Annotated in this window: 23 protein-coding genes and 1 riboswitch; of the genes, 21 read left to right on the plus strand and 2 right to left on the minus strand. The window is 36.0% G+C overall.

The window, feature by feature from the left end:
* Nucleotides 1–3 precede the first annotated feature (3 nt).
* The 8 genes from EGT49_RS00465 (at nucleotide 4) to EGT49_RS00500 (ending at nucleotide 10,107) form a co-directional block, all read left to right on the plus strand.
* Entirely contained in the window at nucleotides 4–1,449 is a 1,446-nt protein-coding gene (locus EGT49_RS00465) for a 6-phospho-beta-glucosidase (protein ID WP_135370995.1), read from the plus strand.
* An 18-nt stretch (nucleotides 1,450–1,467) separates the two neighbouring features.
* On the plus strand, nucleotides 1,468–2,925 hold the full coding sequence (locus EGT49_RS00470) for a 6-phospho-beta-glucosidase (protein ID WP_135370996.1): 1,458 nt from the start codon (nucleotides 1,468–1,470) through the stop codon (nucleotides 2,923–2,925).
* A 136-nt stretch (nucleotides 2,926–3,061) separates the two neighbouring features.
* Nucleotides 3,062–3,835, plus strand: a complete 774-nt coding sequence (locus tag EGT49_RS00475) for a MurR/RpiR family transcriptional regulator (protein WP_135370997.1) — start codon at nucleotides 3,062–3,064, stop codon at nucleotides 3,833–3,835.
* Nucleotides 3,836–3,976: 141 nt separating this feature from the next.
* Nucleotides 3,977–5,272, plus strand: coding sequence for a PTS cellobiose transporter subunit IIC (gene celB, locus EGT49_RS00480; protein WP_135370998.1), 1,296 nt, complete (start codon nucleotides 3,977–3,979; stop codon nucleotides 5,270–5,272).
* Between the two features lie 20 nt (nucleotides 5,273–5,292).
* The gene (locus EGT49_RS00485) at nucleotides 5,293–6,378 is read left to right on the plus strand and encodes a DUF871 domain-containing protein (protein ID WP_135370999.1); all 1,086 of its coding nucleotides are present in this window, start codon (nucleotides 5,293–5,295) and stop codon (nucleotides 6,376–6,378) included.
* A 57-nt stretch (nucleotides 6,379–6,435) separates the two neighbouring features.
* Nucleotides 6,436–7,596, plus strand: coding sequence for a GNAT family N-acetyltransferase (locus EGT49_RS00490; RefSeq protein ID WP_135371000.1), 1,161 nt, complete (start codon nucleotides 6,436–6,438; stop codon nucleotides 7,594–7,596).
* Nucleotides 7,597–7,738: 142 nt separating this feature from the next.
* Nucleotides 7,739–8,866: a GGDEF domain-containing protein gene (locus EGT49_RS00495; protein ID WP_135371001.1), complete on the plus strand. Its 1,128-nt coding sequence runs from the start codon at nucleotides 7,739–7,741 to the stop codon at nucleotides 8,864–8,866.
* 113 nt (nucleotides 8,867–8,979) lie between these two features.
* Complete coding sequence (locus EGT49_RS00500; protein ID WP_135371002.1) at nucleotides 8,980–10,107, plus strand: GGDEF domain-containing protein; 1,128 nt, start codon at nucleotides 8,980–8,982, stop codon at nucleotides 10,105–10,107.
* 83 nt (nucleotides 10,108–10,190) lie between these two features.
* On the opposite strand, the gene EGT49_RS00505 is transcribed toward EGT49_RS00500, so the two are convergent.
* Together EGT49_RS00505 and guaD are read right to left on the minus strand one after the other, a co-directional pair.
* On the minus strand, nucleotides 10,191–11,534 hold the full coding sequence (locus EGT49_RS00505) for a uracil-xanthine permease family protein (RefSeq protein ID WP_135371003.1): 1,344 nt from the start codon (nucleotides 11,532–11,534) through the stop codon (nucleotides 10,191–10,193).
* Entirely contained in the window at nucleotides 11,524–12,828 is a 1,305-nt protein-coding gene (gene guaD, locus EGT49_RS00510; protein WP_135371004.1) for a guanine deaminase, read from the minus strand. Before guaD ends, EGT49_RS00505 begins: the two co-directional genes overlap by 11 nt.
* Before the next feature lie 392 nt (nucleotides 12,829–13,220).
* On the opposite strand from guaD, the gene EGT49_RS00515 reads away from it, so the two are divergent.
* The 13 genes from EGT49_RS00515 (at nucleotide 13,221) to EGT49_RS00575 (ending at nucleotide 25,046) form a co-directional block, all read left to right on the plus strand.
* The gene (locus EGT49_RS00515; protein ID WP_135371005.1) at nucleotides 13,221–14,174 is read left to right on the plus strand and encodes a glycosylasparaginase; all 954 of its coding nucleotides are present in this window, start codon (nucleotides 13,221–13,223) and stop codon (nucleotides 14,172–14,174) included.
* Nucleotides 14,175–14,186: 12 nt separating this feature from the next.
* Nucleotides 14,187–14,903 carry a GntR family transcriptional regulator, LSA1692 subfamily gene (locus tag EGT49_RS00520; protein WP_135371006.1) on the plus strand — a complete coding sequence of 239 codons (717 nt, stop codon included), beginning with the start codon at nucleotides 14,187–14,189 and terminating at the stop codon, nucleotides 14,901–14,903.
* A gap of 17 nt (nucleotides 14,904–14,920) precedes the next feature.
* Nucleotides 14,921–16,225 (plus strand): Sapep family Mn(2+)-dependent dipeptidase, encoded by a 1,305-nt coding sequence (locus tag EGT49_RS00525; RefSeq protein WP_135371007.1) that lies wholly within the window; start codon nucleotides 14,921–14,923, stop codon nucleotides 16,223–16,225.
* 45 nt (nucleotides 16,226–16,270) lie between these two features.
* On the plus strand, nucleotides 16,271–17,611 hold the full coding sequence (locus EGT49_RS00530; RefSeq protein ID WP_135371008.1) for a PTS sugar transporter subunit IIC: 1,341 nt from the start codon (nucleotides 16,271–16,273) through the stop codon (nucleotides 17,609–17,611).
* A gap of 13 nt (nucleotides 17,612–17,624) precedes the next feature.
* Complete coding sequence (locus EGT49_RS00535; RefSeq protein ID WP_135371009.1) at nucleotides 17,625–18,146, plus strand: GrdB-related putative oxidoreductase; 522 nt, start codon at nucleotides 17,625–17,627, stop codon at nucleotides 18,144–18,146.
* A gap of 20 nt (nucleotides 18,147–18,166) precedes the next feature.
* Nucleotides 18,167–19,219: a M42 family metallopeptidase gene (locus tag EGT49_RS00540; protein ID WP_135371010.1), complete on the plus strand. Its 1,053-nt coding sequence runs from the start codon at nucleotides 18,167–18,169 to the stop codon at nucleotides 19,217–19,219.
* Nucleotides 19,220–19,231: 12 nt separating this feature from the next.
* On the plus strand, nucleotides 19,232–20,326 hold the full coding sequence (locus EGT49_RS00545; protein ID WP_135371011.1) for a M42 family metallopeptidase: 1,095 nt from the start codon (nucleotides 19,232–19,234) through the stop codon (nucleotides 20,324–20,326).
* A gap of 89 nt (nucleotides 20,327–20,415) precedes the next feature.
* Nucleotides 20,416–21,186 (plus strand): Cof-type HAD-IIB family hydrolase, encoded by a 771-nt coding sequence (locus tag EGT49_RS00550; protein ID WP_135371012.1) that lies wholly within the window; start codon nucleotides 20,416–20,418, stop codon nucleotides 21,184–21,186.
* Entirely contained in the window at nucleotides 21,186–21,998 is an 813-nt protein-coding gene (locus EGT49_RS00555; RefSeq protein ID WP_135371013.1) for a Cof-type HAD-IIB family hydrolase, read from the plus strand. Before EGT49_RS00550 ends, EGT49_RS00555 begins: the two co-directional genes overlap by 1 nt.
* 66 nt (nucleotides 21,999–22,064) lie before the next feature.
* Nucleotides 22,065–23,057, plus strand: coding sequence for a dihydroxyacetone kinase subunit DhaK (gene dhaK / locus EGT49_RS00560; RefSeq protein WP_135371014.1), 993 nt, complete (start codon nucleotides 22,065–22,067; stop codon nucleotides 23,055–23,057).
* Nucleotides 23,058–23,072: 15 nt separating this feature from the next.
* A complete protein-coding gene (gene dhaL, locus EGT49_RS00565) occupies nucleotides 23,073–23,657 on the plus strand; it encodes a dihydroxyacetone kinase subunit DhaL (protein ID WP_135371015.1) in 585 nt (194 codons plus the stop codon).
* Between the two features lie 4 nt (nucleotides 23,658–23,661).
* Nucleotides 23,662–24,030, plus strand: coding sequence for a dihydroxyacetone kinase phosphoryl donor subunit DhaM (gene dhaM, locus EGT49_RS00570; RefSeq protein ID WP_135371016.1), 369 nt, complete (start codon nucleotides 23,662–23,664; stop codon nucleotides 24,028–24,030).
* Between the two features lie 236 nt (nucleotides 24,031–24,266).
* Nucleotides 24,267–25,046, plus strand: a complete 780-nt coding sequence (locus EGT49_RS00575; RefSeq protein WP_135371017.1) for a gamma-glutamyl-gamma-aminobutyrate hydrolase family protein — start codon at nucleotides 24,267–24,269, stop codon at nucleotides 25,044–25,046.
* A gap of 101 nt (nucleotides 25,047–25,147) precedes the next feature.
* Nucleotides 25,148–25,283, plus strand: a riboswitch (FMN riboswitch).
* Nucleotides 25,284–25,290: the final 7 nt, after the last annotated feature.

The raw sequence follows: 25,290 nt of genomic DNA on the forward strand, positions 1-25,290 counted from the left end.
TTAATGAGTGAGGGAATTCAAATGCCCGAAGGATTCCTTTGGGGAGGCGCCGTCGCAGCACACCAATTAGAAGGTGGCTGGAATGAAGGCGGTAAAGGAGTAAGTATTGCCGATGTCATGACTGCTGGTGCTAAAGGCGTTGCTAGAAAAGTTACTGACGGCGTTAAGGATGGAGAAATTTATCCTAATCATTGGGGTAATGACTTCTATCACAAGTATCCGGAAGATATTAAGTTATTTGCAGAATTAGGTTTGAAGTGTTTTAGAACTTCCATCGCTTGGACAAGAATTTTTCCAAATGGTGATGAGGATGAACCTAATGAGGCTGGTTTAAAATTTTATGATGACATGTTTGATGAATGTCACAAATATGGAATCGAACCAGTAATTACTTTGTCACACTTTGAGATGCCATATCATTTGGTCAAAGAATATGGTGGTTGGAGCAATCGTAAGATGATCGAATTTTTCGATCGTTTTGCTGAAGTTTGTTTCAAACGTTACAAGGATAAAGTTAAGTATTGGATGACTTTCAATGAAATCAATAACCAAACTGATTGGCGAGATCCACATCCATTGCTTCAAAACTCTGGTTTGCAATTAACAAAAGATGATAACTGGGAAGAAGAGATGTTCCAAGCTGCTCATTATGAGTTTGTTGCTAGTGCCAGAGCAGTTCAAATTGCTCACAAGATCAATCCTGACTTTCAAGTTGGGGCAATGATTGCTATGTGTCCAATTTATCCTTTAACATCTAATCCACGTGACATTATGAAAGCTGAACGTGCGATGCAATATCGTTACTACTTTGGTGACGTTCAAGCACTCGGCTATTATCCAGAATGGATTGAAAAGTATTGGGCTAGAAAAGGTTTTAACCTCGATATCAACAATAGTGACTTGGCTACAATTAAAGCTGGTGTTGTTGATTACGTTGGTTTTAGTTACTACATGTCATTTGCAACTAAAGCTCATGATGGTGAAGAACACTTCGACTATGATGAACACAATGATTTGGTTTCTAACCCTTACGTGGAAAAATCTGATTGGGGCTGGCAAATTGATCCAATTGGTTTGAGATATTCAATGAATTGGATGACTACTCGTTGGCACAAACCTTTATTCATCGTTGAAAATGGTTTTGGTGCTTACGATAAAGTTGAAGCTGATGGTAGTATTCATGATCCATATCGGATCCAATACTTCCATGATCATATTTTACAAATGGAAAAAGCCGTTAAAGAAGACGGTGTTAAATTGATTGGTTACACACCTTGGGGACACATTGATTTAGTATCCGCAAGTACTGGTGAAATGAAGAAACGTTATGGAATGATTTATGTTGACGAAGATGATGAGGGTCATGGTAGTCTCAAACGTTCTAAGAAAGATTCCTTCTACTGGTATCAAAAGGTAATCAAGTCAAACGGTAAAGATTTAGACATATAATGTAAGTGAGGTTTTTATATGACTGAAACAACAAAAAGTGGATTAAGAAAAGACTTCCTATGGGGAGGTGCTGTTGCCGCAAACCAGCTTGAGGGAGCTTGGGATGTTGATGGTAAAGGTGTCAGCGTGACTGATATCATGACAGCCGGTGCTTATCAAAAACCACGTGAAATTACTGATGGCGTGATTCCTGGTAAAAATTATCCTAACCATGAAGCAATTGACTTCTATCATCACTATAAAGGTGATATTAAGTTGTTTGCTGAAATGGGCTTCAAGTGTTTTAGAACTTCCATTGCCTGGACAAGAATTTTTCCAAATGGTGATGAAGCAGAACCTAATGAAGCTGGATTGAAATTTTATGATGATATGTTTGATGAATGTTTGAAGTATGGTATTGAACCAGTAATTACTTTGTCACATTTTGAAATGCCTTATCATCTAGTTACTGAATACGGTGGCTGGCGTAGTCGTAAGGTTATCGATTTTTATGTTAAGTTTGCTAAAGTTTGCTTTGACCGTTATAAGGACAAGGTTAAGTATTGGATGACTTTCAACGAAATCAATAACCAAACAACTTACACAAATGACTTTTCAATCGCAACTGATTCTGGTTTGATTTTTAGAAATAATGAATCAGAAGCTGAACGTGAAAAGTTGATGTACTTAGCATCACATCGCGAATTAGTTGCTAGTGCTTTGGCAGTTAAAATTGGTCACAAGATCAATCCTAACTTTGTGATTGGTAACATGGTCAACTTTACGCCTGTATATCCAGCATCTGCCGATCCAAAAGACATTTTGTTAGCTGAAAAAGCTATGCAAAGGCGTTACTGGTGGGCTGATGTTCAAGCTCTAGGTGAGTATCCTGTGGGAATGATTGCTTATCTTGAAAATCATGATTTGATGCCTGATATTACTGCTGAAGATAAGGTCGTCTTGAAAGAAGGAACTGTCGACTACGTTGGCTTCAGTTACTACAATTCAATTACTGTCAAATACAGTGATGACAATCCTGGTTTTAAATTCGTTGGTGATCGCGAAACAGTCAAGAATCCTAATTTGAAGTATAACGATTGGGGTTGGCCAGTTGACCCTGTTGGTTTGAGATATTCAATGAACTGGTTGACAGAACACTATCACAAGCCTGTTATGATCGTTGAAAACGGATTTGGTGCATATGATAAAGTTGAATCAGATGGCAGTATCCATGATGATTATCGTGTAGACTACTTGCGTGCTCACGTCAAAGAAATGATTACAGCAGTAAATGAAGATGGCGTAGATCTTATGGGTTACACACCATGGGGATGCATTGATTTAGTTTCTGCTGGAACGGGTCAAATGTCAAAACGTTATGGATTTATCTATGTTGATAAAGATGATGAAGGTAACGGAACACTTGCACGTTCAAAGAAAGATTCATTCTACTGGTATCAAAAGGTAATCCGTTCAAACGGAGCCGATTTGGACTGAATCTAAACAAATAAGCTGAGACAAAACTAAATCTTGTCTCAGCTTATTTTTCTTAAAAAAATGTAATTTGTTACATCTGTGGTAAAATTAATTTAGTAAAAATGATATATACCAATTGTAAAGGAGGGTGAAAAAGATGTTTCCTTATCAAAAAGTTCATGAGTTGAATCGATTAGAATTGATCGTTTATAAGTACATAATTGGACATACTAAAGAAGTTCAAGATATGACGATTCGTGAGATGGCAAATGCAGCTCACGTCTCGACGACGACAATTTTACGGTTCTTAAAAAAGATGGATTACAGTGGCTTTTCGGAGTTTAAATTTGCTCTCAAGCAAAGCCTTAAACAACCTTCAAAGGCCCAACAAGATCCTAGTATGGAACCGATTAAAAACTTCTTTCAGTTAGTTGCAGATGAAGAACCGTTTGATAATAAAATTGAACAAGCTGCTGATATGATCAATGCTGCCGATCTAGTCTTGTTCTTTGGAGTAGGAAATAGTGGTCGCATTGCCCAATACGGGGCTAGTATTTTGTCTAGCTACGGTATTTACTCTTTGCCGATCATTGACCCGTTTCAACCAGAACCTTTCTCAGATCGCGATTTTAGCAAGACCTTGTTGATTTTAGTTTCAGTTTCCGGGGAGACTGATCAAGTGCTAGAACAAGCACGCTATTACAAGAAAAATGGAGCTGAAACCATTGCTTTAACAGCTAATTCTTATTCAGTTTTGAATCAAATTACAGACTTTGCAATTTCTTATGATACTCCTCAAAATCGAAAGGGACATATCAATGTTACGACCCAAGTACCAATCGTTTATACATTGGAGCAAATCTCAAATTGTGCTTACCATAAGATGGTAGACCAAGTTGATAGTCGATTCTCGGAACATGTCACAGATTAGTGACATGTTTTTTTAAAAGTGAATTTTATGTTTTATTTATAAAAATACATATTCACTGATGGAAAGGGTTACAATAAATGGTATAGGCAGGTTTGTTTGTTCCTGCTTAATGTACTTTCTTATTTTAAAAGGGGTTTTATAATGACTACAAAGAAGACCAACCGTTTTATAAATGACAGAGTCATTCCATTAGCGGGTAAAATGGCCTCTTCACGTCATTTGACAGCTTTGCGTGATGGAATGACTTTAGCCGTACCGATGATTATCATCGGTTCTTTATTCATGATTATTGCGCAATTTCCAATTCAGGCTTATTTAGATTTTATGGCTAGTATTTTTGGCAAGAATTGGGCAACCGTTTTGCAATATCCAACTAATGCTTCGTTTCATATTATGGGTTTAGTTGCTTTAGTAGGTATATCCTACAATTTGGCAAAAAGTTATCAGGTTGATCCAATTTCAGCATCGATCATCTCTTTAGGAGCGTTTATTTTAACGATTCCATTAAAGACTGATCATGGTGCACTCTGGATACCACTGCAGGAATTTGATTCGGGGGGATTATTTACTGCAATCATTGTGGGACTGTTTATCACGGATTTATACGTTTGGATGGTTCATAAGAGATGGACTATTAAAATGCCGGATACAGTTCCGCCAGCAGTAAGTAATTCCTTTGCAGCTTTGTTTCCGGGATTGATCATCTTAATATTAGTCTGGTTGATTCGAATTGGTGTTGAAGCTACGCCAATGGAAAGTATTCCGAATATAGTTTCGTTCTTCTTAGCTGATCCATTGAGTCACTTGAGTAACACTTTCATGGGTGCACTTGTGGCTGAATTTATGATTTCTCTACTGTGGGTCTTTGGAATCCACGGTGCCAATGTGGTTTTAGGAATCATGATGCCAACTTGGTTATCAGCTTTGAATGCTAATCAAGTTGCTTTCAGTGCTGGGAAACCACTGCCCAATATTGTTACGACGGCCTTTTTTGACAACTTCGTTCATATGGGTGGAGCGGGAGCAACGATTGGTTTAGCAATGTTATTGGCTTTTGCATCAAAGAGCAAGGAATTGAAGACTTTAGGAAAATTAGTCGCTGGACCGGCACTTTTCAATATCAACGAACCGATTTTATTCGGTTTGCCAATTGTGATGAACTATAAGATGTTGATTCCATTTATTTTGACACCGTTAGTTAATGTTACGACGACTTATTTTGCGATGGCGGCTGATTTAGTTGCTAAGCCTATGGGAACTTATATCCCATGGTTAACACCACCAATTCTCTCAGGATTTATTGCAACAGGTCACTTATCCGGATCAGTTATTCAACTGATCAATATCGTCCTTGATACGTTGATTTACTGGTATTTCTTCAAGTCAATGGACAGAGAAAAATTAGCGAACGAATTAAGACATCAAAAACGTTTTTAAAAAATTTTGGAGGTTTCGTTTTGAGAAGATTAGGATTATCACTTTATCCTGAACATTCAACTTTAGATGAGGATAAAAAATACCTCGATACAGCAAGTAAATTAGGTTATTCACGTATTTTTGCATCATTACTAGAATTAGGAGCCGATAAGGATAAAACTATCAATCGTTTTAAAGAAACAATTGCCTATGCTAATAAGTTAGGTTTTGTCACGATTGTTGATATGAATCCAAAATTGTTTAAATCTTTGGATATTACTTATGATGATTTATCATTTTTCCATGAATTAGGAGCCTATGGTATCAGATTGGATGAAGGTTTCTCTGGTATGGAAGAAGCTAAAATGACTCATAATCCATTTGGCTTGAAGATTGAAATCAATATGAGTTCAGGAACTCATTATTTGGATAACATTTTGTCATATCATCCTGACACTAACAATTTGTTAGGTTGCCACAATTTCTATCCACAAAGATATACTGGTTTAGGTGAAGAATTCTTCATTAAATGGTCTAACTTCTTCAAAGATCGTAATATCCATTCAGCTGCCTTTGTTAGTTCACATACAGCAACATTTGGCCCATGGCCAGTTCAAGATGGATTGCCAACACTTGAAGATGATCGTGATTTACCAATTGGTACTCAAGTTAAACATTTGTTGCTCAGTGGTGTAGTTGATGATGTTATCATTGGTAATACTTATGCTTCTGACGAAGAATTAAAGGAAGCTGCTGAAGCCTTTTACTCACCATATCCAGTCTTGAAAGTCGATTTTGCTAAAGATACTACTGACCTAGAAAAAGAAGTTATTTTGAAGTCAACTCATGTTTATCGTGGGGATGCCTCAGATTACTTGTTACGTAGTACTATGACCCGAGTGGTTTATCATGATGGCAACTTCCCAGCCCATGATACACAAGACATCAAACGTGGTGACATTATTATTGTCAATGAAGACTATGGACAATATAAAGGTGAGACTCAGATTGGACTTAAAGATATTCCAAATGATGGACGTAGAAATGTCGTTGGACATTTGAATGAAAAGGAAGCATTTCTATTGAGTTATATCAAGCCTTGGAGTAGTTTTAAGTTATCTGAATAATTGCAAAAAAAAGATACTATTCTCAGTGGAATAGTATTTTTTTATAGGGAGAGAAATATGAATAAATATTTACTAGATGATAAAAGTTTTGATAAATTTTATGATTTGTATCTTTACTCATTCAATCGTGAAGACTCAGTGTCAAGAAAACGGGTCTTTAAAGAACGTTTCGACCATTCTTTAGTGTATGGTTTAATGAATGGGAAAAAATTAGGTAGTGGTTTATTCAGTATTCCATTTGACGTTAATTTTCATGGCGTTGACTTCAAGATGAACGGAATCGGCGACGTAATGAGTGCTCCTGAATTTGGTGGCCGTGGTGGGGCATCTAAGATGCTCGATCAAGCATTATTCGATATGTATAAAAATAAAGTTACTTTATCTTATTTAGCCCCATTTTCTTTTGGCTACTATCGTCAATTCGGCTATGAGCAAGTCTTTGATCACACGCAAGTAGCGATTGAAAATGATAAATTACCACGGATCAAGAATAGTAGTAAAGGTTATGTTGAGCGAATTGACGTTAAAGATATTCCTGATGAACTGAAAAAACTTTATTTGGATCAAAACCATTTGGGCGGGGTTAATCGTTCAAAATGGTGGTGGGATCATATGATTGACAAACATGCCGATCATAAAGTGGCTTTGGCTTATAACGAAGATGATATTTTGATAGGCTATATGATTTATTTCCACGAACAAGAAAATTTTCATATTCATGAATGGATCAATCTTAATCCATTGAGTCGTCAACTATTGGCTAAATTTGTTACGAAACATCAATCAATTTTTAAAAAGTTCATTTTTGAATCACCGGATCCTGATTTTAAAGCTGATCTGTTAGCCGATCCATATTCAGCAGAGTTGACCGTTACTCCATATATGATGGCAAGAATTGTCAATTTGGAAGATTTCTTTAATCGTTATCCAGTCCAAGACGATTTAGATGAGGTCTATATTAAAGTAGAAGATACTTTGGAATGGAATGCTCATACATGGAAAATTAGTGTCTACGATAAGAAAGTGTCCGTTGAAATTGCTGATGGTGAAGCAGCAAATATTGAATTAACTATTCAAAATTTGACTAAAGCTATGTTTGGTTATCGTTCACTTGAATCACTGGCTGATTACGGATTCATCAAGGGTGACAGTAATAAAATTAAAGCCCTGGATAAAATTTTAGTTCAAAAAAAGCCAGAATTAATTGATTATTTTTAAGTTTTAGTAAAATATATCGGGTTATTGAAAAATAAATCAGTGAATATTCTTGTATATAATGAAAAAATAAAAAAAATATAGTATTCTTGTCATGGGTAGAGTTTCTTATAGAGGGAAAAACTAATGGGAGGTTTAACGATTATTGACATGGCATGTATGGCACGTTTCACCGTTTATTACCAGTATTTTCTTTATTCTAGGTGTATTCACGTTATATGAAGTTTTGTATGATTGGTTGAAGTCATTTTTTAATTTAAAAAAGTTCAAAATTGACGAAGATCATCTTAATTCCGTATTCGGTATTTTTTACATGCTGATCTTTATTTTTAGTATGCAAGCGTCGTTGTCAGGAAGAGATATTTCTTGGCAATTTATGAATTTTCAGATTATCGCACTGGTTTTTTGTGCATACTTCTTGGATATTAGGGTGCCACTTCGTTATTTCATTCCGATTGTTTTAGTGTATATGACAATTAATGGTTCATTTGGATACTGGGAATCCTGGTGTCACGCTTGGACCGTCATCATAACTTATAACACTTTTAATCGGATTCATCGGATTCAAAATGAAAAGCATCAATTTATCGATTACCTCATAGCTGGGATAGTTTCAGGGATTTTATTGTGGGCCTTTGTGGCTTTAAAATTCGATTTGAGTTTTATGACGGCTCTAGAAGAGTGGTCATACATGATGATTTTTGAAATCTTGCTCTATAGTTACGTCAATATGATTTTGCGTGACAGTAAACTAAAATTACGGCTAGTTGAATTTGCTAACCACGACGCTTTAACTAAGATTTCTAATTATGCCGCCTATGATTCGGAAATGAAATATGTCTTTGGAACTAGTCGGCACAACAAGTTACATCTGTCGATGATGATGTTTGATATTGACCATTTTAAGCGTGTTAATGATACTTATGGTCATTTGGCGGGGGATAAAGTATTGCAGCAGGTAGCGGACGTTGTATCGACTGTGATCGATGAAAATGATCCTTCGGTCAAGTTTTATCGGACTGGTGGAGAAGAATTCAATATTGTTTTTCCAGGCTACGATCTTGATTCAACGAAGACTATCGTTCAAGAAATTTTCTCGGCAGTAAATCATATGCCGGTAAATTATAATGGGACGAAAATAGCCATTTCTATTTCGGTTGGTGTTTCTGAGATTGCCGAAGACGATCTTCATCCAAACGACTTGTATGGTCGGGTTGACGAGAATCTTTATCAATCGAAAAATAACGGGCGGATGCAGATTACGGCAATCTAAAAAATTTCACTACTTTGTCGAATTTTCGCGGGGTAGTGAGTTTTTTTGTGCTATTATTATAAGATATAAATATATTTTTAAAAAAGAATATAAAGTTGGAGGTTAGTGGATTTTTGACTTGGTCGATATGGCACGTTTCACCCTTTATAACGGGTGTTTTCTTCATTTTAGGAATCTTCACACTTTATCAAGTTCTTTATGATGGTTTAAAGACATTTCTACATTCCAAAAAAATAAATGTAGATGACGACAAACTAAACTCGGCTTTTGGAGTCTTGTATATGTTGATTTTTATCTTTAGTATGCAGGCAACCTTAGTGGGGACTCCGATTAGTTGGCAATTTATGAATTTCCAACTAATCGCCTTGGTCTTTTGTGCTTATTTCTTAAATATCAGAGTTCCATTTTTTGTATTTTTTCCAATTATGATTTTGTACATGATGTTCAATGGCTCGATCGGTTACTGGGAGTCATGGTGTCATGGATTTACTTTAATGTTGTTTTACCTCAGTTTGAATCAATTACGTAGAGATCAAAAAATAAACCGTTCCTTTATCGCTTACATGTCATTAGGGACTTTCTTCGGAGGACTTTTATGGCTCTTTATGAAGGTTAAATTTGATTTCTCGTGGTCAACTTATTTGCAAGAATGGTTGTATTTAATCATCTTTGAAGCGTTACTTTTCAGTTACGTTGGGATGATCTTGCGTGACAGTCAATTAAAGTTAAAACTATTGCGCTTTGCTAACCACGATGCTTTAACGAAGACAGAAAACTTTGCCGCTTATAAGTCTGAAATGGACCGTTTGTTTAGCAATAGCACCGTTAACAAACTTGATTTATCAATGATGATGTTTGACATTGATCACTTCAAGCAAGTCAATGATACTTATGGACATTTAGCAGGTGATAAGGTTTTGCAGCACGTAGTTGATGTTGTGCAGACAGTAATTTCTGAAAATGACCCAAATGTTAAACTTTATCGAACAGGTGGCGAGGAATTCAACGTCATCTTTCCAGGATATGATTTAGATGCGACCGAACCAATCGTGCATCAGATTTTCGCTGCTTTGAACCATATAGATGTAGAAATTAATGGGCAAAAGATCAATATTACGATCTCAGTCGGAGTTTCAATGATTTCTAAAAAGGACTCTCAACCAAACGATTTCTATTCACGAGTGGATGGCAATCTTTATCATTCCAAACGCAATGGTCGTAAACAGATTACAGCATTGTAGATGTTGATTCAGACTAAATAAAGAAGCTGAACTAATGCTATTTGCATTAATTCAGCTTCTTTTTAGTTTTGTGGTTTTTTCTTTTATGCTGCCTTAACTTGTTTAGCTGATTGTTTAGGCATAACAAGATTCAAGATAATTGCAGCAATTGCGGCCACTGCGATTGGTGAGCCTAGTAAGTATTGAAGAATTTGTGGAGCATTCTTAGTTACATTAGCAGGTAGTAGAACTAAAGCCAATGTTAAGATAATTGGAATACCGATGATATAAAGATCTCGATCAGTCGTTTCAATTCCACGAATAACATTTAAACCATTTAACATGATAGTTACCGTGATAATTGCGAAGACACCACCGATAACGGGAGCAGGAATTGCGGCAAGAAAGGCTGACAATTTACTGAAGAAACCTAAAATTGAGAACCAGATACCAGCGAATAAGAAGACCCGTTTTGAAGCTACACCAGTGATGGAAATAACACCGGCATTAGTTGAATAACCTGTAACAGGAGTTGTACCAAGTAAAGCGGCTACCATACAGCTTAGACCTTCACCGATAATACCGTGGTTCCATTGTTTGTTAGTAATTTCGTGATTAGTAACAGCACCCATGGCGAACCAAGTACCAGTAGTTTCTGTTGTGATTACGGCATAAATGATAATGAAAGTGATGATAGCTGAAGGTGAGAAGTTGATGCCCCAATGTAAGATAGTTCCGTTAGGAACACCGAACCAAGGAGCGCTTGTGACAGTTTTCCAGTCGAACATACCCATCATCGTTGAAACAAGTGTACCAACACCTAATGCTAAGATAATTGAACTAGTTCTAAAGAAACGTTCAACTTTTTTAAATTTCAAACTAATAGCGACAGAAACAAGTAGTGTCAAAGCTGTAACCGCTGCTAAAATCATATTTTTATTGATATTTCCTGGAGCGTTGAAGATGTTACTGTTTAAAGCTGTAGGAATCAGTGATAAGCCAACACAGGTGATAATTGTACCTCCGACAAGTGCAGGGACAAGTTTGTTGATGATCTTTTGGAAGACTCCGGTGGCACCTAAGATGATCAAAATGATCGAACCGACCAAGAGGGCGCCGATCAAAGTACCCATACCATTACCTTTGAGACCACCTGAACCTAAGACAACTCCGGCAGCCGCACCGAGTGGAACGAAAGATGGACCTTGTGAAACGGGCATCTTCATGAAAATAAAGGTTTGTAAAATCGTACCAATTCCCGCAGCCAGAAAAGTAGATTGGAGCAGATTCATTTGATCACCGACACCCATAGCCATCATTCCGGCTAGAATAATTGGTGGAACGTAAATATCCATTGCTAAGACGTGTTGTAGTCCTAAGAAACCAGCTTCAGTTGCGCCGATTTTATCGTCAGGACCGACTAATAAGGTACTTTTTTTATTTTCCATTTTTCTCTCCTAAATTGTTATGAACTAATTTTCCTGAGACGTAAACTTGTAAAATATTCTCTTTATTAGTGTGATATATCAATCTTTCAAAAATATCCTGACTTCGATTTGAAGAAACTTCCTTAAAAGAATCAGAAACTATTTGCAGATCAGCTTGATAACCAGGCTTGATCTGACCAGTTTTAACGTGTAAAGCTTCTGCACCACCAATAGTAGCAAGATAAAAAGCATTACTAGCAGTTAAGCGACTATTCAGGTTAGTTTGGTCTTTAAGAATCTGTGAGGACATGATTGCTTGTTGCATATTTTTATAAATGCTTGGGGAGAAACCACCGGAAATATCTGTTCCAAGGCCAACCTTAACCCTTTGTTCGTGGGCTTTTTTGATTGGGGCTACTTGATTTCCAAAATAAACGTTTGAAATCGGGCAATGTGCTAGAGCAGTTTTACGGTTTGAAAATAATTTTAAATCAGAATCGTTTAATAATGTGCCATGTGCCATGACCGCTTTATCAGTCAAAAGGCCAAAAGAATCAAGCACTTGAGCATCACGCTTTTGGAAGTTCTCTTGAGCAAAACCATCTTCCCAGATGCTTTCACTGCAATGAGACTGGATTGGTAAATCGTATTTCTTAGCTAATTGTCCGAGGCCCTTTAAAGTTTCTGGAGTACAGCTGGGGACAAAGCGTGGCGTGATTACTGGTGTCAATTGCGCACTAGTCTGCTTTTGCAGATCGAACATTTCTTGAATGAACTTTTCTGTTTCCAAAAGTCCTTGGGCTGCTGAACTGTCACGATAATAATCGGGCGTTTGTTTTGGATTATCCATGTTGACTCGACCGATAAAGGCACGTTGTCCATATTCGGCACAAATTTTAGCTAAAACTAGATTAGCTTTTGTATCGAGTGAACCAAAGAACAAGCCAGTAGTTGTACCATTAGCTAGTAGTTCTTTGATCAAACTTTTGTAAACTTTCTTGGCATAAGCTAAATCTTTAAACTTAGCTTCCAACGGGAAAGTATAAGTGTTAAGCCATTCATTTAACGGCTTATCTAAGGCAAGACCTGCTTGAGGCCATTGCGGTGCATGAATATGTAAATCAGTGAAACCTGGTAAGAGATAATTACCAGGATGAACGATACGAAGAGTATCTTGATTAATTGCAGCTTGTTTGACAGACTGATAATCAGAATCAGTAGCGGAAATTACGCGGTCAATAATGCCTGACTGGTCTACACATATAAGAGCTTTTGGTGTAAAATCCGCCTTGTCAAACGTCGCCGAGGTAATCATAGATCCCTCAAAAACAATTTGATAGGTGATAATCTAACACTTCCTTAAATTTATTAATATTAGGTTAACATGAATGATAATGTAAATAAACAGTAAATTGTTCGTATTTAACTCAGAAAAGAGAAACCTCATTTCCAAAAACGGGAAATGGGGTCTTTTTTTGCTATGATAATAATTTTGTATGCCATTCCAAAAGCTATTAAAGCAGTATTCTGTTTTTTTAGGTAAAAGATATTTAAATTCTTCAAAATAAATTTGCCTAACGTAAAAAAATTCTCAAAAAGTCTAATTGTAAAGTTTAATTTACATAACTTAGCATAATTTGTTCTTGATTGTATATACAATCCTGATTATACTAAATTATGAAATCGATTACAAAAAGGAGTGATCAGATGACTTATGCAATGATTGGAACTTGGAGAATGGCTTATGAAGGTCTCTCTAAAGGACTCGATTTATTGAAAGGTGGTGGTACTAGCGGCGATGCTGTTGAATCTGCTATTAAAAAAGTGGAGGATTATCCATTCTTTAAATCTGTTGGTTACGGTGGTCTACCAAATGAAAATGGTTTGGTCGAACTAGATTCAGCTTTTATGAGTGGCGATACTTTTGGCGTTGGAGCCGTGATGGGAATAAGTGATGTTAAGAACCCAATTTCTATCGCTAGAAGTTTGAGTCATGAACACTTTAATAGTGTTTTAGTAGGTGAAGGTGCTAGTCAATATGCAACTAAGAATGGTTTTGAAAGAAAGAACATGTTGACGCCTAGAGCCAAGAAAATTTGGGAGAAGCGAAAAGCTGAGATTGCCGAAAAGAATCTCTCACCATACGACGGTCATGATACGGTTGGGATGGTCAGCTTAGATCAAACAGGTTCGATGTCAGTCGGAACTTCAACTTCAGGACTATTTATGAAAAAAGCTGGTCGGACTGGCGATTCAGCCTTGGTCGGTGATGGTTTTTACGTTGATAGTGACATTGGAGGTGCTGCGGCAACTGGTTTAGGTGAAGACATTATGAAAGGCTGCCTCTGTTACGAAATCGTCCGTCTAATGGGAACCGGTTTGAGTCCACAAGAGGCCTGTGATAAAGCTCTCTATCCATTTTTGAGAAAGCTAAAGAAACGCTTTGGAAAAATTGGAGAGTTCTCCTTAGTTGCTTTGAATAAGGATGGACAATGGGGCGTTTCAACTAATGTTGAATTCACATTTGCCATGGGAACTGAAAAAGAAGCACCAGCAGTTTATATCGCCTATCCAGACGAAAACGATAAGACCAAAATCAGTCCAATCACCCAAGAGTGGATGGATGCATACGAGAAGAGAATTAAAGCACCAATAGATTAAGAGGAATTTTTTATGCCAGAATATTTGTACAGCAAGATAGCGGATAAATTAGAAAAGGTTATCAAAGATGGGGAGTATGGAGTTCATCAAAAATTACCGTCGGAAACAGAATTGTCATTTCAATTTGATACTTCACGTTTAACGATTCGTAAGTCAATTGAAGAATTGGAAAAAAGACAATTAGTTGTTAAAGATCGTAATCGGGGAACATTTGTCTTAGCGCCGGATAGTCGAATTTCCAGTGGTAGTAATGGGTTAGTTGGTTTCTCTGAAGTGGCGAAAAGGATGCACTTAAAGAGCCATACACAAGTATTGTCATTTTTGGAAACATCAGATGTTTCTAACACTGTAAAAGATCAATTAAGACTGTCAGATAAAGAAATGGTTTGGAAAATAATTCGTTTAAGATCAATAGACGATTACTCCATGACCCATGAGGAAATCTATTTAAAGCAGAAGTTTGCAAAAAATCTTAATCGGGAAAAGGCTTCAGGTTCACTCTTTGAAATTATTGAAAAAACAATAAAAATTGCATATGGAAGTCAGGAATTAGAATCGGTTTTATCGAGTGAGAAATTGAGCCATGAAATGAACATAAAAGCGGGTTCACCCGGCTTTTTAGCTCATACAACATCTTATTCTGCTGATGGTTATCCGATTCTTTATGATGAGTCTTTTTATCGTGCTGATAAATATACATTTCATAATATTTTGTATCGACATAATTGAGGAAAGGTGGGAAAATCTTGAACGATGTTCGTGAAGATTTTATTACACTGTATTCTAAATATGAAAAACAGTTCATCGATTATTTTAAAGGTTTAGTATCCATTCCTAGCGTAAAGGGGAATAGAACTTATCAGGCTCCATTTGGAATTGGGCCTAAAAGGGCATTGGAATATATGCTTAAGCTTGCAGATGAGTTAGGATTTCGAGTTGGTCAAATCTCAGATCGAGTTGGTTGGCTAGAATATGGCCCCAATACTGATGAATATTTTGCTGTACTGGGTCATTTAGATGTCGTGGATGTAGTAGATGATTGGAATTATCCGCCATTCGACTTAAGCATTTCAAAACAACGCTTTTTTGGTAGAGGAGTTTTAGATAATAAAGGTCCATTCATTTCTACGGTTTTTGCTCTATATCTAATAAAAGAACAAAATGTACCTTTAAAAAAAAGAATCAGAATAATTTTTGGAACAGATGAAGAATCAGGTAGCAATGATATTCCATTCTATTTAGATAAGGAAATTCCACCATATGCTGGATTTACTCCAGATTGTAAATTTCCTATTGTTTATGGTGAGCGGGGATTGTTAGATTTAACCATAAATTGTGCAATAACCGATGATTCTCTTGAGCAAATTGAAAAGATCAGTGGGGTATTTGATAAGAGTTTTATTCCAGACGAGGCATCGATAACAATTGACGGAATAGCAACTGACTTTAAAGGAGAAAAATCGCCAAGCAATGCTCCTGATATGGCCAAGAATGTACTACCTATGTTAGTCAATAAAGCCAGTTCATTGAATGGACAAAGTGGAGAAACTTTTAAATGGATAAATGATAAGTTTTCAAATCAGACGGACGGTAAAAATTTGGGACTTAATTTTGAAGATGCTAAATCAGGTAAATTACAATTATCATTTTATAAAATAGAAAAGAAAAATAATTTGTTGAGTATAAGCTTTTCAATGCGTTATCCAGTTTCAATAACGTTTGAACAAATATTAAAGCAATTAGAAACAGAACTCTTATCAAATATGACAGTTGAGATTAATAGAAATATGCCTTCAGTTGTCAAAAGCACGGATCAGAATTTTATTAAAAGCTTTTCTAAAATTTATGAGAATGATACTGGTTTAAATGGTAAACCAGTTACTACTACTGGAGCGACATATGCACGTAGCATGCCAAATATAGTAGCATTTGGACCATCATTCCCAGGGCAAAAGGGAATTGCACATAAAGGTGATGAATGGCTAAATGTGAAAGATTGGCAAATGATGATGGAAATTTATTACGATTGCTTAAAAAATGAATTGTGTTAAGGAGTCTTTATAGAGATAAATAAATTAATTAAGAGGTGAAACGCCATGTTTAACAAGTTAGAAAGCGGCTTAATGCCAGTGGCTGAAAAGCTGGGCAGAAACAAGATTTTAGTTGCCATCAGAGATGGTTTTTTAATCACTACCCCATTAATTATTGTTGGTTCATTTTTCTTACTATTTTCAAATTTTCCAATACCAGGTTGGGAAGGATTCTGGAATAATATTTTAGGTGATAATTGGTCATCATGGTTTACAAATGTTTCAGGAGCAGTTTTTGACATGATTGGTTTCTTATCATGTATGGGGACTGCTTATGCTTATGGTAGACAATTAAAAGTTGACGCAATTCAAGGAGCAGCCGTTGCAATTATCGGTTATTTGATTTTGACACCTTTACAAATAACGGCAAAAGGATTGAAAGATCCATTGAGTGCGATTGATATGCAATATCTTGGAACTAACGGAATATTTTTAGGTTTAGTAGTGGCATTGCTTTCTGTTCAAGTTTATGCCTATGCAACTAAAAAGGGATGGACTATTAAGATGCCTGATGGTGTCCCACCAGCAGTCACTCAATCATTTGCTGCTTTAGTACCAAGTGGAATTGTTATGGTTATTTTCTTCTTTATTAGAATTGGCTTTGAATTTACAACATTCCAAACATTCCATAATTTTATTTTTGAAATTTTACAAACACCGTTAAAGGGTGTCGGTAATACGTTAACTGCTCAGATTGTATATTCCTTAGCATGTACAATTTTCTGGTTCTTTGGAATTAATGGACCAGCAGTTGCAAATTCAGTTTTTGGCCCAATTACAAGGGTTCTTACGATGGAAAACTTGGATGCTTTTCAGGCAGGGAAAGCCTTGCCTAATATTTTTACTGATCCATTCTCAAACTTCTTCACAAACTTTGGCGGTGGGGGAAGTACCTTGTCGCTGATTATCATTATGATATTTTTCTGTAAATCTGAAAGAATTAAAAAGTTAGCTAATTTGTCATTGGTGCCTGGAATTTTTGGTATTAATGAACCAATTATTTTTGGACTTCCAATTGTTTTAAATCCAATTATTATTATTCCATTTATATTAGTTCCTACGATGAATTTGATTTTGTCAACTATTGTTACAAAGATTGGATTAATTCCTTACACAAATGGTGTGGCCTTACCGTGGACCACTCCAATAGGATTTTCAGGTTACTTATCTACAGGTAGTTTAGTAGCCTCGTTATGGCAATTCGTTCTATTGGCTTTAGGATGTTTAGTTTACTATCCATTTATAAAAACATTGGATAAGCAATATTTGAAAGAGGAAGCTGAAGCTAAAAAATCAAAAGAAACAGATGATTTATCGTTTGATGATCTTTCGTTAGACGATTTATAGAGAGGTGAGCGCTATGAAAATTATTTTTATTTTTGATCAAATTCAAGCTGGATTAGGTGGTAAAGAAAACGGAAACGTTGAGTTAGGTGGAAAAAAACTTGGAATTGGATCTACCAATATGTTTGATTCGCTTTTAAAAGAGGATAATTCGGAAATAATTGCAACTTTATATAGCGGTGATGATTACTTCTTGAAAAATCATGAAATTGTATCTAAAAAAATGGCGGCTATGGTTAGGAAATTACAACCTGATATTGTTATTTGTGGTCCAGCATTTAACTATGAAAAATTTGGAAAAATGTGTGGAGAAGTAGGATTCAAGATTGAACAAAAGGTTCATATTCCGGTGGTTGCTGCAATGTCTGTAGAATGTACTGAAGCAATTTCTGAATACAAAGACAAAATTGATATAGTAAAAATGCCTAAAAAAGGTGGAACTGGACTAACTGCTTCTCTCAAGAATATTATTGATTTAGCAAAGAAAAAGGTTCAGAAGGAAGATTACTCTGATTTGAAGAAAGAAATCTGTTACTGAGGAGATTAATGATGAATTCGATGGTAGATAAAACATTATTAAATGAGGTTATCAACGCACCAGGGGTTTCCGGAAATGAAAAGGCCATTTCACAAGTACTTAGAAATGAATTTAAAAAGTACTCTGATGAAATTATATATGATAATTTGGGGTCAATTTATGCAGTAAAAAAGAGTAAACAAAAAAATGCTCCACACGTTTTGATTTCTGGTCATATGGATGAAGTGGGATTTATTATTAAAAAATTCAATGAGAACGGAACGGTAAAGGCACTTTCCTTAGGTGAAATTAATAAAAATTGTTTATTAGGAACAGCAGTTCTACTACCAGCTCGGGATTTACATGGTACTATTTTAGGATTCGATGTTGAGGGTAATGCATTAGATTCTAAAGGAGATGTGCTCATTGATTTTGGGTTTAGTAATTTAAATGAACTAGAAGAAAGTGATATTAAATTAGGTGATAGAGTTTCTTTTCTTCCAGTTCTGAATAAAAATGAAAACTCAAGTAAAATATTTGCTAGTAATTGGAATGGAAGATATGCTCCTCTAATGGAAATTGAGTTTCTAAAAGAAATACAAAATGAATCATTTGATTTTGATTTGTTTGTTGGGTGTACTGTCCAGGAACAAGTTGGGTTACGAGGTGTTCAAACTGCTACGAATTTGGTTAAACCAGACTTGGGAATTGTACTGGATACAGATCAGGCCTTTGATTATCAAGAAAAAGTTGATGATAGAATTGGTTGCTTAGGAAAAGGACTATTAGTTAATTTTTATGATAAAACGGTTTTGCCAAATCGATTACTAATTTCTGAGCTTAAAAAATTGTGTCGTAATAAGAGGATTCCGTTCCAATTTTATTATTCAATGGAAGGGTCAGATGCAGCCTGGATTAATAAGCTAAGAACTGGATGCCCAACACTATTTATAAATGTTCCTATCAGAAATATGAATACCCCTAACTCTGTTCTTGATTTAAATGATTTTTCATCTGCCAAAGAAGCACTTTTAGATTTTGTTGGAGAATTGAATACAGATAAAATTCAATCATTTAAAGAAGAGAATAGGTAGGTGTCAGTAAAGATGGTTAAATTTAATGAAGTAGATTTGAATTTGTTAAAAAATCTATCTGAAGCTGATGGAATTGGTGGAAGAGAAAGGGAAGTTAGTAGAGTAGTAACCTCATTTGGTGAAAAGTATTCTGATGAAATAGAATATGATAACTTGGGGTCAACTATTTTAAAGTCCTATGGTGATAAAAAAGGGCCAATAATCATGTTGTCTAGTCATATGGATGAAGTTGGGTTTATGGTTAGAAGTATTACTGATGATGGGTATATAAAATTGCTTCCTGTTGGAGGCTGGTGGGGACATGTTATGCCAGCGCAAGAAATGACGATCACCACTGAGGATAATAAAAAAATTATTGGAGTGGTTGGATCAAGAGCACCGCATGGTCTACCAGATAGTATTAAGAATAAAGTGATTGCACCCAAAGATTTATTTTTAGATATTGGTGTTCCGTCGAGAAAATATGCAGAACATTTAGGTATTCAAATTGGAGATATGATTACCCCAAATGTAAAATTTAGACAAATGAATGATCCTAATTATTTAATGGGAAAAGCTTTTGATGATCGTTTAAGCGTCGGAGCTGCATTGGAAGTGATGAGAAATCTTTCTATGGAAAGTCATTATGCCGATGTCTATCATGCCGCAACGGTTCAAGAAGAAGTTGGTATACGTGGTGCTAGAACAGCAGTTCATACCATTAAACCCGATATCGCGATTGCTATGGATGTTACCACTGCAACAGATACACCAATTGATGATGAAGGGATGAAACTAGGCGGAGGAGTGATTCTATCTGTACTGGATTCATTAACCATGGCAAACAATGGTTTGCTTCAAACAATGGAAGATATAGTTTCTGATTTGAATCTAGATGTAAGATATGACTTTATGACTGTTGGTGGAACCGATGCATGTAACATTCACAAGATGCTGGAAGGTGTTTTAACGATGACAATTTCAATGCCGACCCGTTATATGCATTCACCAAGATTGATGGTTCATAGACGTGACTATGAACAAACTATAAAATTGATAACAGAATTTTGTCGACGTGCTGATTGGTCAACAGTAGATAAATTAAAGAAATCAGCAGGAATAAAATAATTTGGAAAAGTGGTTGAATTTATTAGATTCAGCCATTTTTTTATGTAAAGGATTACAATTGAAGTAAAAGTAAAACAAAGGAGAAGATTATGGACATAAAAATGATTGCCATTGATATGGATGGCACTCTTTTGGATGATAAAAAGAAAATTTCCGCTGATAATAAGCTAGCAATTAAAAAAGCTTTGGATCAAGGCATAAAAGTTGTTTTGAATTCAGGTCGTTCTTATGATGGCATAATTGATAGCTGCCATGAATTAGGGATATCAGGTGGTGATCAATATATTATCGAGTTTGGCGGTAATATAATTGAAAGTTTAAATAAGAAAATTCATTATCGAAAAGTTTTAGAAAATACCACTTGTCAAGAAATTGCTGAGCAATTAACCGATGAAAAAATCACGCATATTTTAATCGATACTAAAGGAAATATTTACGACTCCTATCAAGAATGGATGGAGAAACGAATGCTTGATCCGGAATTAGGTATTGTAAAGTTTTTGATGCACACAAGAAAGCACAAATTAAATGCATTAGCTGCAAAATTGCATCAAAAATTTGATCAAAAATTCTTTATCGTTATAACGAGTCCACGAGATATTGAACTATTTCCGAAAGATGTTAATAAGGGCCTAGCCTTACAAAAACTAGCTAAGCGTCTAAAAATTAATATGAAGCAAGTATTGACGATTGGTGATTTGGATAATGATGTACCAATGTTGAAATTAGCTGGTATGGGAGTTGCCATGGCTAATTCACCACAAAGGATTAAAGATTTCGCTGATGACATAACGCTTGATAACAATCATAGCGGCGTTGCAGCGGCAATTAAAAAATATGCATTAGATGAGGATAAGTAATGGATTATAAATTGATAGCACTAGATATGGACGATACGCTCTTGACTTCTGAGAAAACAATCTCAACTAAGAATATTTCAGTAATCAAAAAAGCCTTGGCCAAAGGCATTAAAGTTGTTCTTTGTTCAGGTAGAACTCATAACGCTATAACGGGTTATGCCGAGACATTAGGAATCAGTGGATCAGAACAGTATATGATTACTAATGGTGGTGGCATTATTGAAAATATGGACGGTAAAGTCATTTACCAACAAACTTTAAGTAATCAATTTTATCGAGAATTTGTTGATTTTGCACAAAGAAATCGTTTGAATTATAACGTCGTTGATTCAAAAGGTCAGACTTACACTAGTCATTTTGAAAATATTGATAAATACACTATCACCCAAGCTTTTGAAAATGATAATGGACTCTTGATTCGTGAACCAGATGAATTGCCGGGAGATTTTGAAATCGTCAAAGCAATCATTAATGGGAACGAGAAGAAACTCGATTCGATTTCACAAATGGTACACGAACGTTTTGATCAAGATTACTTTGTGGTTAGAACTGGGGTCGGCTTTCTAGAGATTTTCCCGCAACATGTTAATAAAGGCGTCGCTGTTAAAAATTTGGCGGAGTCTCTTGATATTGATCTCAAGCAAGTTATTGCCATGGGTGATCGGGATAATGATATTCCTATGATCAAGCTTGCTGGCGTGGGTGTTGCGATGGACAATGCCACGGAAGGGGTTAAAGAAGTCTGTGATTTCGTAACGGCTGATAACAACCATGATGGTGTTGGTTTAGCAATAGAGAAGTTTGCTTTGTAATAATTTGGGAAAAATTTCCAGAAATAATATAATAAAATTGTATTGAAAACGTTTAGGGAGGTAATTATGAAAAAAATCATTAATAAAACTGAGGATATTGTTTCCGAGATGATTGCTGGTCTTGTCAAAACTAATCCAAAGCTCGTTAAACAAATTGAGGGAACCACAGCGGTTGTCAGAAATGACGTAAAATTCTCACAAACTAAACAAGTTGGTGTCGTCTCTGGTGGTGGCTCAGGTCATGAACCATTGCATGCTGGTTATGTTGGCGATGGAATGTTGAGTGCTGCGGTTGCTGGTGAGGTCTTTACTTCACCAACTCCTGATCAAATTTATGAAGCAATTAAGGCAGTTGATCAAGGTCTAGGTGTTTTATTGATTGTTAAAAATTATTCTGGTGATGTCATGAATTTTGACATGGCTAAGGAAATGGCTGAAGCGGATGACATTAAGATTGAGACAATTGTTGTCGATGATGATATTTCAGTTGAAAATAGTGAATTCACTCAAGGAAAAAGAGGCGTGGCTGGAACCGTTCTAGTTGAAAAGATTGTTGGTGCTGCAGCTCGCTCGGGTATGAATTTGGCCGATTTAGCGGCTTTAGGTCAAAAGGTGATCGACAATACGAAGACGATTGGAATTGCCTTACAGGCTGCCACAGTTCCGGCTGTCGGACATCCTAGTTTTGAATTAAAGGATGATGAAGTCGAGTATGGAATCGGTATTCACAATGAACGTGGTTATTCAGTCGAGAAAATCAAACCTTCTAAGGAACTGGCCCACCAATTGATTGAAAAGATTATCCAAGAATTTTCTGATCAAACTGGCAAATTTGTTGTTCTAGTAAATGGTATGGGTGGCACACCGTTGATGGAACAATATATCTTTGCCAATGATGTTTTGAATGAATTAGCTGATAAAAAGATTCAAGTCGCCTTTAGCAAAGTGGGCAATAAAGTTACTTCACTTGATATGCAAGGTGTTTCGTTAACAATTATGAAGGCTGAAGATAGCTGGATCGATATGTTGGAAGAACCAGTTAATACGATTGGTTGGTAGAAAGGAAGGTTTTTCATGGAATTAAGTTTAGCTGATACTAAAAAATGGATTGAATTATTTGTTCAAAAAGTTGAGAGCGAGAAATCACAATTAAATGAATTAGATACAGCTATCGGTGATGGTGATCACGGTACTAATATGGATCGTGGCATGAAGGCCATTACTGATGCATTTTCAAAAAAAGAGCCTGAAGATATCGTTAGTTTGCACAAAACGGTTGCTTTTGCCCTGATTCAAAAAGTTGGTGGGGCCTCAGGTCCTCTTTATGGCACTGCCTTTTTAGACATGTCGAAGAAAGCCAAAGACGATGCTGATTTAACGACTTTGATCCAAACTGGCTTGGCTGGTTTGAAACGTCGAGGACAATCCGATGTTGGTATGAAGACCATGATCGATGTTTGGGAACCAGTGGCTAATGCCCTAAAAGCTGATGAATTTAACCAGAGTGTGATTGATGAAGCTTTAACTAGCAATAAAGCTTTAGTTGCTACTAAAGGACGTGCCAGTTATTTGGAAGAGAAATCAAAAGGTCATCTCGATCCAGGAGCTCAATCAAGTGCTTACTTATTTGAAGCTTTACTAACTGTGTTAGGAGCATAATTTTATGAAATACGGAATTCTAATAGTATCCCATTCAAAAGATATCGCTATCGGAGTTAAAAAATTAATTGAACAGGCGGCACCGAAATTATCGATCACGACTGCAGGTGGAACTGACGATGGTGAAATTGGTTCATCACTAGAGAAGATTCAAACCGCAGTTGAAAAAAATTCTGGTGATGAAATATTGGCTTTTTATGATCTGGGAAGTTCCAAAATGAATCTTGAAATGATGATAGAAATGACTGACAAAAAGATTCATAAATATGATGTTGCTTTAGTCGAAGGAGCTTACGCTGCAGCGACTTTAGCAGAAATTGAATCACCTTTAGAGACGATTGAAAAGACCTTAGAACCACTTAAAATTAAATAGTTTTGGTCAAAGACACATTCCAAAAATTAAAGAATGTGTCTTTTTTTGTCCAAAATGTCTATAAAATTAGAGCAACTTTAATATTGATTGTATATATTAGCTCGATTATACTAGATAATATATTAAATTATTAGATATTTATTAGTAATTATTTAATAATATTAATAAAACATTTGACAGATTAATTTAGAGTGTTAATCTTACAATTAAAATTATAAAAAGGGGGTTCAATCTCTATGAGCAAATTGATTGGTATTACTGCAGATGTATTTTTAGAGGCAACCGATGTAATCGATCAGAAATTGATGGATTTTGTGCCAAGACCAATTGTTGATGGGGTATTAGCAGCTGGTGGCATTCCTGTAGGTTTACCATACCTACCAGTAGATAAGATCAATCAATTGGTTGAGAAAATGGACGGGATTATTTTTTCTGGTGGTCCAGATATTGATCCTAGCTTTATGGGGGAAGAACCTATCCCACAATTGCGGGTCACGAATCGTGATCGTGATCTATTTGAAATTGCTCTAATTCGGACTGCAGTCGCAAAACAAATTCCAATTTTTGGAATTTGTCGTGGTGCTCAGATGATTGACGTTGCTTTGGGGGGAACGCTGTATCAGGATTTACCAACTCAATATTCGGGTAAACTGTTGAAACATGAACAGTCTGCACCGGGAGATCAACCGACACATTTTGTCCGAGTTGATTTTAATTCAAAATTATACAAATCAATTGGCGATAACGTTTATGTTAATTCACGACATCATCAAGCCATCAAATCAGTACCTGATCATTTGAAAGTCGTGGCTACAGCTTCTGATGGGGTGATTGAAGCAATTGAAAATGAGGATGCGACCATTCAAGCAGTTCAGTGGCATCCCGAAAACCTTTGGCAAAAGGATTCTCGCCAGTTGACACTTTTTAGTGACTTTATTAATCGGACGGCACCAACATACTTTGAAACGACCGGTAATAAAGCCAATGAAAAGTTGCATAACAATTCCGCAGTTTAATTTTTAAAGGAATGATTTCTAATTTATTAGACAGAAATTAATAAAACTTTATTTGTCAAATATTAATTTTTATTGTAATATTTTTCTTGAAAACTGAATATGGATTTCTTCGGGGCAGGGTGTAATTCCCGACCGACGGTAGCAACTTCTTTGAGGTTGGAGCCCGTGACCCACGAAAGTGGTTGATCTGGTATTAAGCCAGAGCCGACAGTAAAGTCTGGATGGTAGAAGAAAATAAAATTTC

This window comes from Companilactobacillus suantsaicola (assembly GCF_004745525.1).
Lineage (GTDB): Bacteria > Bacillota > Bacilli > Lactobacillales > Lactobacillaceae > Companilactobacillus > Companilactobacillus suantsaicola.